This is a genomic window from Pseudomonas sp. FSL R10-0056 (assembly GCF_009600105.1).
Lineage (GTDB): Bacteria > Pseudomonadota > Gammaproteobacteria > Pseudomonadales > Pseudomonadaceae > Aquipseudomonas > Aquipseudomonas bubulae.
This window is the reverse complement of the sequence record NZ_WIWL01000083.1, coordinates 1-589: the sequence shown is the minus strand read 5'-3', so window position 1 is coordinate 589 and position 589 is coordinate 1. Positions and strand designations below refer to the sequence as shown.

Sequence of the window (589 nt, the reverse complement as noted above, 5' to 3'; positions counted from 1 at the left end):
GCTGACGTTATCGAAATCGCCCGCGCTTTCCTCGCCCGTCAAAGCGCCCGTATTGGCCGTACCGACCTCAAGTTCGCCCCTGACGCAGAGCGCGCCATCAGCCATTACTCATGGCCGGGTAACGTTCGTGAGCTGGAGAACGCCGTAGAGCGCGCCGTGATCCTGTGCGAAAGCCCGGAAATCTCGGCCGACCTGCTGGGTATCGACATCGAACTGAGCGACTTGCAAGACGACGACTTTATCGGCCTGGCCCCGCAACAGAGCATCAGCAGCGGTAACACCAGCCTGGACCCGACCGAAGACCTGTCACTGGAAGACTACTTCCAGCACTTCGTTCTGGAGCATCAAGACCACATGACCGAGACCGAACTGGCCCGCAAGCTTGGCGTGAGTCGTAAATGCCTGTGGGAACGTCGCCAACGCCTGGGCATTCCACGCAGAAAAACCGGTGTCGCCAGCGAAAACTGAAACGGGTTACGCCGCAGGTAACACCTCACACCGAGAGAAAACTGTTACCGCTGATTAATCACGTAACAAAAGCCGGGGTTTACGGTAACGAAACCCCAGCTTTTTTTGGCCTGCCAAAAAG

1 pseudogene is annotated in these 589 nt (G+C 57.4%); it reads left to right on the top strand.

The annotated features are described in order from the left end of the window. A pseudogene (locus tag GHO42_RS04240) lies at nt 1-468 on the top strand (sigma-54-dependent Fis family transcriptional regulator); the annotation flags it as partial. Nucleotides 469-589: the final 121 nt, after the last annotated feature.